This is a genomic window from Okeania sp. SIO2F4 (assembly GCF_010672385.1).
Classification (GTDB): Bacteria; Cyanobacteriota; Cyanobacteriia; order Cyanobacteriales; family Microcoleaceae; genus Trichodesmium.
Window position 1 is genome coordinate 1 of record NZ_JAAHGT010000293.1, and the last position, 10,269, is coordinate 10,269.

A 10,269-nucleotide genomic window follows, 5' to 3' on the forward strand; every position below is an offset into this window, starting at 1 on the left:
TTTGATGCCACAATTTCAGCTTTGTGCCTTCATCTACTTCTGTAGTTTTTGCCAATTCTGATGGACACACAGAAAGTAACTTCGATCTACCCTTTAAATTTAAAATTGGTTCAATTACTTGCCTATGTCCTCGATGTAAACCATCAAAGTTTCCCAAGGCAACTGTAGTTGGAGTTAGAGCCGTAGCTAAAGAAGAAGTTATCCACACACCTTATATTTTTATTTATTTATTTAATCATCTTTTACCAGATTTAATCTGTTTTTTCTAAGTTTTTTGTTAGTAAACTAACAAAATTAAAATTAAGCAGAAATTTTAACTTCTTTTACAGTATTTACTTCTGAATTCTTTTCTTGACCATTACTAGGAGGAATTAATTGAATTGACAGACCTTCTCTTGCCATCAAACTATTAGGAAATTTCTCAGCTACTTGCTCTCCCACCTTATCTAAAAATTCATCATTGTGCAGGGGGTCATGGTGAAAAATCACCAATTTTTTGACTTGAGCTGCTTTAGCAATTTTTACAGCTTCCTGCCAAGTAGAATGGCCCCAACCTATTTTACTAGATTTTTCCGAGTAATATTCTTCATCTGTATAGGTTGCGTCGTAGATTAACACATCTGCTTTACGAGCCAAAAATAAAACATTTTCATCAAGACGATCCGGAAAATGTTCTGTGTCTGAAACATAAGCTGCAGAATATCCTTGCCAGTTGACACGATATCCTACTGCTTCTCCTGGATGATTAAGCAAAGCATTTTCTATAAGTAAATCATCAATTTTAATTGACCGACCTATTTCTAGATCGAAAAATTTGAGTTCTGCCCCCATAATTTGCAGAGGTACGGGAAAATTAGGGTTGAGCATTTGGTCATTAAGTCTTTGTTGAATAGTAGCTCCATTAGGAGCAACTGGCCCATATATACGGAAACGATTACTTTTAACAAAGGCAGGTGCAAAAAAGGGAAAACCTTGAATGTGGTCCCAGTGGGAGTGAGTGAAAAACATATGGGCATCTATTGGCATTTGAGACAGAAGGGATTGACCCAAGACTCGTAGGCCAGTACCACCATCAAAGATGAAGCGATGTCCACCAACTCGCATTTCTAAACAAGGTGTGTTGCCTCCATATCTGACTGTTTCTGTGCCTGGGCAAGCAATACTGCCTCTTACGCCCCAAAATTGAATTGTGAATTGATTTTGTTTAACCGACATGAGTTTTATCGCAGAATTTCTTCAGTGAGTCCATCAAGGAATTTTATTGATTAGTCAAGTTTTTGCCACTAAATGGCTTTGCCTTAAGAATAAATATGTATACTTACATAGTATTTTAACTGTTATCTTGGGGTTGCACATTAAAGAATGATAATAGGTTTTAAACTGTACATATATGAAGAAAAGAATTACCTAAAAATATCTACTTTCAGAGTTCATCATTCCTGATTGTGCAACGCCTAATTTTTCGGTAATAGTATCAGCTTGGGAATATTGAAAAGACCACATTTTGGGATAGTGTTTATGGTTTTAGTTTACCCCTTACAAGAATAATATTAGCAAGTATTTTGGTGAGAATTAGGTTGGTTTGGCAATGGTGGAATCTCAGATTATTTCTAGCAGTTGACCTTGTTTTTGACTCAATTGTAATCAAGCCTCTGACTGTTTCAATTTAGTTTGACCCTCAACCATAATTATTAATTGTTTCTAGTACGGTGTCTAGACTAAAATGATGAGTCAATAATTTAATAATGTTTATTTCATAAGTTTATTAGCAATTGCCTTTTAAGATTTTTGGTTAATCCAAAGCTCCTGGAATTGATATTACCTTCACAAAGTATAGCAACCTTAAATGATTTTAAGATTTACGCAAGGACACTATATTTATAAGTATTTAGCAATAAAAATGAACCAGGGAGCAGATTTGTTATGGATAGCTAAGGCGATCTTATTTGCTTTCCCCAATAGTTTTAATTCTAGCTCAGTATCTCAATTGGCGGTTTTCATTAATATAGACCACAATCGGAAGGTCTGTAACTTTTTAAAGTTCACCCACCCATATTTATATTGTTTATGTTGAAACAAGGGAATTAGAACATTGTTTCTGTTAGCCAAATTAAATATTGCCTATAACTAATTAGGTTATGGTGTACAATTAGTGATATTTTAAGAAAAAGTCAAGCAGGCTGGTAATTACTATTCCTTGAAAAGAAGGAAATTATAACACAAAAATGTTCCCTAATTTCTACCTGAATCACGAGTGAGCATCAAATGACTACAAGTAATTATAGTTTTCTAACAAATTACCAAGTCACCCTATCGCTTAATTTATCTAACATTTTAGGTCCAATTCCAGATACTCGATCTAGGTCTGCTAAAGATGTAAAGGGTTTATTTTTTCGAGCTTCAATAATTCGTTCTGCTAATTTAGGTCCGACACCAGGCAGTGTTTCTAATTCTTTAGCAGTGGCAGTATTTAGATTAATTTTCTTGTTAGTATCTATTACCGAAGTTTCAGTTTCTGTTAATCGATCGCCACATTCTTTTTCCTGTTTCTCAATTTTTTTCATCAACCAGGATGGTATACCCATAGTTGCTGTTTGATAAAGTCTTTGAAATTCACGGTCAAAATGAGCTGCTACTGTGGAATTTTCTATTACTAATAAAGTTTCATCGTTATTCTGATTAGCTGCTTTCGTCCAATTCTGAGAACCAGTAATTACAATCGAATTATCAATAATTCCAAATTTGTGATGGAGGCGATCGCCAGGAGGTAAGTTAGGTACGCCTACTGTAGAGATTGGTTTTTGCCAAGTACGATTATCAGTTTCATATTTACATTTATTTGCCAGAGCAATTCCCATCATATCTAATCCTTCACTATAGTAACGATAAGCAAAACTAGGGTCAATTAAACCTTGAATTAAGACTCCTTGTAGGGATTGATTTTCTAGGGTATTAACTAACTGTTGTGATGAAAATACAAATAGGGAGAAATTAATAGATTTTTGTGCTTTTTCTAATGTTTGATTTATTAAACCATTTACACTTTTTTGCCAAGATTGACTATTAGAAATAGGAGAAAATTTTACTGCAACTTTTGTCTCACCAACTAATACTTCTCTTGTATCTCTAAATGGTTTTTTTACACCAAATTTACTATCTGGTTTACCTCCAGGACCATCTCCCCATAATATATTAAATTCTTCTGTGAATAGTTCAGCTAATTCAGAACTTTCTATTTTTAAAAGATTATTAGCATTTCCTCGACTCAGGGGTTCTGAAAAATCTCCATGAATACCACTGGTAGTAAAATTAGCCGACGTGACAATAATAGTTTGACCATCCACAACTAGAAATTTGTGGTGCATCAGACCACTACCCTTAGAACCATCAGCAGTATCATCAATCAAGGGAACTCCTGCATTACTTAAAATTATTAGAGCATCTCTACGATTAATTTCATCTTGACTAATATCACCGTCCATGTTAATGTCAGCCATCTGAATAAATTCATTGTAGCGATTGCGCTCTCGTTCAGACATTTGAGCGACCTCAGATGGACTAAAACTTCCCCAGGGACGATTGTAGGTATTTTCAATAATAACTCGCACTTTCACCCCAGCTTGATACCGTTCGGCCAAAGCTTGAGCGATGGCTGGTAAACGTAACTCTTGAACCGCCACATCTACACTAGAAGTAGCATCAGCAATAGTATTAACAATTATTTCTTCGAGATTGTCTCCCAGTCGGGTTTGCTGACGTAGGGGTTCAGTATATCTTGAAGCTTGGGATTGATTAAAGTAAGATTTAATTAAGGGGTCTTGTGGCAATGGGGATACAGGAGGAACTAACTGCTGAGGTTGATTCAGACAAGCAGTTAGGCTAAAAGCCAATAGTAAAACATAGCCAAAGCACTGTTGAATAGAAGAAAATGGTACTGATATTAGCAAAGTCAATAACCTATTACTTCATCTAAAAAAAATTGCTATTTAGTAAACCAAGAGCAATTTAATTATAGTACCCACCAGAGCGGTTAGAACATTCTCGCACTTCTCAAATTTATCAAAATGTTGGTAGAAGACCCGCGCTCTCCCGCAGGGGAGCGTCGGGATGAATACTAACCCATGCTATAATATAGCAACTAATATTAGTAACAGGTCGATAAAATTGAAAGCTAGATACAAATATCGCATCTACCCTAATCATATCCAAATAACTAAATTAAATCAACTATTTGGTTGTTGTCGGTATGTTTGGAATCAAAGTTTAGCACATTGTAATCAGTTGTATGTTAATGGTTTTAAAAAGCCTTCATATACTGGTTTAACTAAACAATTCATAACACAAGCCAAGAAAGAATTACTCTGGTTAAAAGATGTAGCTTCTACTCCATTACAACAGTCTCTCAAAGACTTAGATCAAGCTTACAGAAACTTCTTTAATAGTTGTACTGGCAAGCGCAAAGGAATTAAAGTTAAACCACCTAAATTCAAGTCAAGAAGGTCAAAACAAACAGCAAGATTCGTAGGTGCTAATTATAAGATTGGTCAAGACAAAATATATCTACCAAAAGTAGGTAAGATAAAAATAGTTTGGTAAGCGAGAATTGCCAAACCAGCCTATATCTGTAACTCTTATTAGAGATTCAGCTCATAGATATTTTGCTAGTTTTGTAGTAGAAACTAATTTGGAATATCTACCTAAAACTGAAAGTTCTATTGGCATTGATTTAGGTATTAGCACATTTGCTACGTTGAGTAATGGTGAGAAAATTAATGCACCAAAGCCTCTGAAAAACAACCTCAAAAAGTTAGCTAAGTTTCAACGTAAATTTGTCAAAACTCAACCAGATAGTAACCGTCGTGAAAGACGCAGATTGAAAATAGCTAGACTCCATGCAAAAATTAAGGATATTCGTACAGACTTCCTGCACAAGTTATCAACTGATTTAGTCAGAAATTACGACACTATCGTATTAGAAGACTTAAATGTTTCCGGCATGGTTAAAAATCGCAAATTAGCTAAAGCAATTAGTGATTTAGGTTGGAGACAATTTAGAACTTTAGCAGAGGCAAAATGTGAAAAGTATGGTCGTGAGTTTAGAATCATTAATCGTTGGGAACCTACTTCTCAAAAATGCAGTTGTTGTGGTTTCCGTGGAGGCAAGAAAGAATTAAATGTCCGTGAATGGACTTGTCTCAATTGTGGCACGTTTCACGATAGAGATATTAACGCAGCAATAAATATTTTAGAAACTATTCAACCAAAAACCAAGGTTGAAGCGATTCAAGCTGAAATATTGGAAACACCTGTACAACTATCGATTTTTGGTATAGTCGCGGGCGGGCAGTCCGAGACTCAAAACAAGACGAGGAGATGCGGTAAATCATCCCCTAAAAAGGATGTTTCGCTGCGCGACATGAAACGCATCAATGAGTCGTCTACCCACCCTGAGTCTTTCAAGCAGCTTAGTCTGTTCGATTGAGAGATGGGAATCCCGCGCTGTCTCGCAGAGCAGCGTCGGGAGGATGTCAAATAGGCTTCCTGACAAAGTACGATCTATAGAACCCCTAAGCGTATCTTTGCAAAAGTGCGGATTTTTGGCAAAGGAGACAGGAGACAGGAGACAGGAGTCAGGAGATAGAGAAATAGAATAGGGAAAAAGGTAGAAAGCAGGGCCCCATTATGCGCCATTTCCCTATCTCCCCATCTCCCCATCTCCCTATTCCCCCATCTCCCCACCTAATTTTATAGATCCCAAATGGGTTCTATAGTAAGCTACGGTGTGGGCTGTAGCTTAAATATTTCTCAATGTTAATTCTACCGAAATTTGAGCAAGTAATGAATTTTTAGGATTGTGCCATGATAGCCGATAATTTAAAGTTATAGTTAACTTAAATTTTGCTCTCTGTAGAGATGTTTTCTGTATTGTCCATTTGCTATGCTATTGAGAAGTAAGAATGATAGCCAAAACTGAGAGAACCTAGTGACAACTAACTTTGCTGTTTTATGCCGAAAAGAAAAAGGACTTTTCCGTGTGGCCATAAAGGATATGGGAGAAAATGCCATCGCTGTGAACAAGAGCAAATGGTACAGCAAAGATGTGACGAAGAAATAGCGGAAAAGCGAGAAAAAAAGTTAGAATGGGAAGCTTCCTTCGATTGTGATTTGATCGACTTAAAAGGTTTACCAGACTATGTAGTGGTTAAAGCTAGAAGAATTATTTCTGGATTAAATAATCATCAAAGCTATCGGGAATTTGGAGGTAAACGACTCCGCCACAATCGTTTTATTGTGAGTATACCTGTTACCCGAAACTATAGAATGATTTGTCAAGATTATGGGAGTTTTGTTGTACCACAGAAGGTGATGTCCCATGAAGATTATAATGTTTGTAAACCTAAGTAGTTAGTGCCACTACGGCGAATTCAAAATGTAAAAATATTGATTAGTAAGACTTTGAGTATTTTGTCACTGGTTCTACATTAGTAATTGTTTGGAATTGAAAAGTCAAAGGTTCAGCACCATTACAAAATTGTTTATCTATCCTAATTTGATCGGAACTTACGCATGGGTACTACATATAGCGCAAAAAACTATAACGCTATAGTTTTTGAACTCTACATATATGGTCTATGCGTAAGTCCTATTGATGTGAGGCATACAGTATAATAAATTCATTCTGACAAAATGTGTAATTAATTTTGTCTACCTGCTTAGAAGTATCAGAGAATATTTGAGAAGTTTAAAGTAGATATAGCATTTACATTTATTGAACAATTCAATCCTCAGAGGTAACAGAGAAGAGTAGAAGGTAATCAGAGAGTTTTTATTGCAGATAACAATTCAAATCTAGTTTCACAATTTATATGGAAACGTTATAGCGTTTCTCAGCCTAATGAGGTACACATATCTTTATTTGTATTCTATTCCCTGTTCCCAGTTAAGTGTTCTCTAAAACCAAGGAATGCGCGTACCTCACGCTTCTTGGGAATTGCTATATATATTGCAAATTTTCAAGTAGACATAAATAATTAAATAAAAATCAGTAATTTTGGTGATTATTAAGCTAAAATAAATCTCCATAAAAAACGATAAAATTATGGAATAAAACCTACTCATTCAGAATAGGTAAAGTCGGAGTAATTCAGTTTTATATAAACCAAAATTTAAAAATTGGTCTAGAGTTATTGTCTGACTAAAATTTAATTTTTGGAGATATTTAAAACCAATTTTTAACTATAATTTCGACAAAATTAGTATAAGAAAACAAACCGACAAAAATGATGCAAGTTTATCTAGACTATAGTGCTACAACACCAACAAGGCCAGAAGCGATTGCTCTTATGCAGCAAGTTTTTACCCAACAATGGGGTAATCCATCTAGCTTACATACATGGGGCCAAAGGTCGGCAACATTAGTGGAAAGGGCAAGAATCAAAGTAGCAAATCTTCTTAATACAGTCCCAGAATCAATTATTTTTACTTCTGGGGGAACCGAAGCTGATAATATGGCAATAATGGGTGTAACACGTTGCTATGGAAAACCCCAACATATAATTATCTCTAGTGTAGAACATTCTGCCATTTCAGAACCAGTAAAAATGCTAGAAAATTGGGGTTGGCAAGTGACAAGACTACCTGTTGATCGACAAGGAAGGGTAGATCCTCAACAACTACAAGCTGCATTACAATCGAATACAGTTTTAGTTTCCATAATTTATGGCCAAAGTGAAGTGGGTACTCTCCAACCTATTACAGAATTAGGTAATATTTGTCGTTCTCATGGGGTTTTGTTTCATACTGATGCAGTTCAGGTGGTTGGACGTTTGCCAGTAGATGTACAAAAACTGCCAGTAGATTTGTTGTCTTTATCTAGCCATAAAATTTATGGTCCTCAAGGTGCAGGGGCGCTTTATGTACGAAAGGGTGTGGAGTTAGTCCCTTTATTGGGTGGTGGAGGCCAAGAGATGAAATTACGTTCTGGTACTCAAGCAGTAGCAGCGATCGCTGGTTTTGGTGTAGCGGCAGAATTAGCTAATGAAGAGATAGCTACAGAAACATCAAGGTTGATTAGGTTACGCGATCGCTTATTTGCACAGATGACTGATAACCCTTATGTAATTTCTACTGGCGATCGATTATACAGATTACCTCATCATGTTAGTTTTTGTATTGTGCCTCCTGAAAATGAAATAGATGATAAGGTTACTGGTAAAACTCTAGTACGACAATTGAACTTAGCTGGAATTGGTATTAGTGCAGGTTCAGCTTGTCATAGTGGCAAAATAGCTCCGAGTCCGATATTACTGGCAATGGGATATACTGAAGATGCGGCTATTAGGGGTATTCGTTTAACATTGGGACGAGAAACAACGGAAGCTGATATTGATTGGACGGCGATGGTACTGAAGCAAATTTTAGCAAGACTGATGCCTCAGAGATTAGCAGTTTTTAATTGCTAATATTTGGAATAGGGAACAGGGAACAGAAAAATTCTTGGTGGTGGTGCATAGTAATGGTAGAACCCACCCCTAACCCCTCCGGTGGAGGGGAAGTGTGGGAAGTGTGGGGAGTGTGGGGGGTGTGGGAAGAAATTAAAAAATAGACATAGGCGTGATAATCAAAAATCAAATCAATCCCATACGCATAAATCATCAATTCTTTCCCTCTATTCTGTAGGGACGTTGCATAACAAAAATGCGTTTCATGTCGCTCCGCGTTTCGCTACGCGACATGAAAAACGCGCGTTGTGCGCCAGCTAAACGTCCCTACCTCCGACCTACTCCCTCTTTTAATACCATTACAATGCAGGACAACCAAATTCTTCAATTTTGACACCACTACCTAAATTTGAAATTATGAACAGAGATTTCAATACTACTATGAAACGGGCAATAAGAAATAGTAGCAGTTCATTAATGGATAATGGATAATGGATAATGGATAATTATATCATGTCCGGTTGAACAGTTATAAATAATTAGGGAGGAGATAGGAGACAGGAGACAGGAGACAGGAGACAGGAGATAGGAGATAGGAGATAGGGAAAAAAGTGTTTTCATCACGCTCTTATCCGGACATGGTATTACCTCTGGTTAAAACCGTTACGGAATTGAATATAAGGAAATATCCTAGCACTTTTTTTCTCTTGAAATAGAAGGCTTTATACCTTGATTTTTCGGTAATAAAAAAAAGTAAGCATTTAGCTATTAGTGGTCAGCTATCAGCTTTTTATATCAATTTTATCTGAGGTTGCACAGAATTATGAAATTCATTAATTTATCCGTCTTGAATATACGGTCATTTTAATTTGGTATTCAGGAGAAGCAATACTAAGGTATGAGCTTTTATTGATACTTTTAATTATCGCTCAATCTCTCAAGACTAATTCTCCCGATCGAGACAGTGATTTAATAACTAATGGCTGATGGCTGAATGGTTACTAACAAAATTTTTAGCAAGATTAAAATTATAATCTAGTTTCACCACTAATGTAGAAATGCTATAAAAATTAATTAATAGGAAATAGATATTATTTGTCTAGTGGCTGGAACTTTCCTGAACAGGAAAAAAAATAGTGGGTGGGAGATTATAAAAATATTATATAATTTGAGTGGTAATTTTCAACTGCAACTAAGATTGACACAGAAAATTCACCAATTGGTTGTAGTCTTAAATTTCGGAGTAGATAAATTGAAAAGTCAACAACAAAGTTTACAAACATTAATATTAGCAACTGTGTTATCTGTAATATTGCTAATTGGCTTTAATTCGTTTGTAATTATTAACCCCGGTCAAGCTGGTGTTCTGAGTATCTTAGGTAGAGCTAGAGATGGAGCTTTGCTAGAAGGAATTCACTTTAAACCCCCTCTGGTTTCCCAAGTTGATATATATGATGTGACTGTGCAAAAGTTTGAAGTTCCTGGTCAAAGTTCCACAAAAGATTTACAACAATTATCTGCTAGTTTTGCCATTAACTTTCGCTTAGATCCAGTGCAAGTAGTGAAAATTAGAAGAGAACAAGGTACTCTACAAAATTTGGTTGCTAAAGTAATTGCACCACAAACTCAAGAATCTTTTAAAATTGCTGCAGCGAGAAGAACTGTTGAAGAAGCTATTACAAAAAGAGAAGAATTAAAATCGGACTTTGATAATGCTTTAGGTTCTCGCTTGGATAAATATGGAATCATTGTGTTAGATACTAGCGTGATTGATTTAACATTTTCTCCTGAATTTGCTAGGGCAGTTGAAGATAAACAAATTGCCGAA

7 protein-coding genes and 1 pseudogene are annotated in these 10,269 nt (G+C 35.9%); 5 read left to right on the forward strand and 3 right to left on the reverse strand.

From position 1 onward, the window contains the following. The 3 genes and pseudogenes from F6K22_RS18875 to F6K22_RS18885 all read right to left on the reverse strand — a co-directional run. Window positions 1-208, reverse strand: a pseudogene (locus F6K22_RS18875) (bifunctional riboflavin kinase/FAD synthetase); the annotation flags it as partial. A gap of 92 nt (window positions 209-300) precedes the next feature. Further along, a complete protein-coding gene (locus F6K22_RS18880) occupies window positions 301-1,215 on the reverse strand; it encodes an MBL fold metallo-hydrolase (protein ID WP_293101070.1) in 915 nt (304 codons plus the stop codon). A 1,082-nt stretch (window positions 1,216-2,297) separates the two neighbouring features. After that, a complete protein-coding gene (locus tag F6K22_RS18885; RefSeq protein ID WP_375340171.1) occupies window positions 2,298-3,947 on the reverse strand; it encodes a DUF655 domain-containing protein in 1,650 nt (549 codons plus the stop codon). 217 nt (window positions 3,948-4,164) lie between these two features. Here F6K22_RS18885 and F6K22_RS18890 point away from each other — a divergent pair, with 217 nt between their 5' ends. The 5 genes from F6K22_RS18890 to F6K22_RS18910 form a co-directional block, all read left to right on the forward strand. Further along, entirely contained in the window at window positions 4,165-4,596 is a 432-nt protein-coding gene (locus F6K22_RS18890) for an RNA-guided endonuclease InsQ/TnpB family protein (protein WP_293101073.1), read from the forward strand. A 7-nt stretch (window positions 4,597-4,603) separates the two neighbouring features. Continuing rightward, a complete protein-coding gene (locus F6K22_RS18895) occupies window positions 4,604-5,482 on the forward strand; it encodes an RNA-guided endonuclease TnpB family protein (RefSeq protein ID WP_293101075.1) in 879 nt (292 codons plus the stop codon). Window positions 5,483-6,006: 524 nt separating this feature from the next. Beyond that, window positions 6,007-6,405 carry a DUF7682 family zinc-binding protein gene (locus F6K22_RS18900; protein WP_293101078.1) on the forward strand — a complete coding sequence of 133 codons (399 nt, stop codon included), beginning with the start codon at window positions 6,007-6,009 and terminating at the stop codon, window positions 6,403-6,405. 878 nt (window positions 6,406-7,283) lie between these two features. Further along, complete coding sequence (locus tag F6K22_RS18905; protein ID WP_293101087.1) at window positions 7,284-8,462, forward strand: cysteine desulfurase family protein; 1,179 nt, start codon at window positions 7,284-7,286, stop codon at window positions 8,460-8,462. 1,231 nt (window positions 8,463-9,693) lie between these two features. Continuing rightward, a partial coding sequence (locus F6K22_RS18910) for a prohibitin family protein (RefSeq protein WP_293101081.1) occupies window positions 9,694-10,269 on the forward strand: 576 nt, incomplete at its 3' end.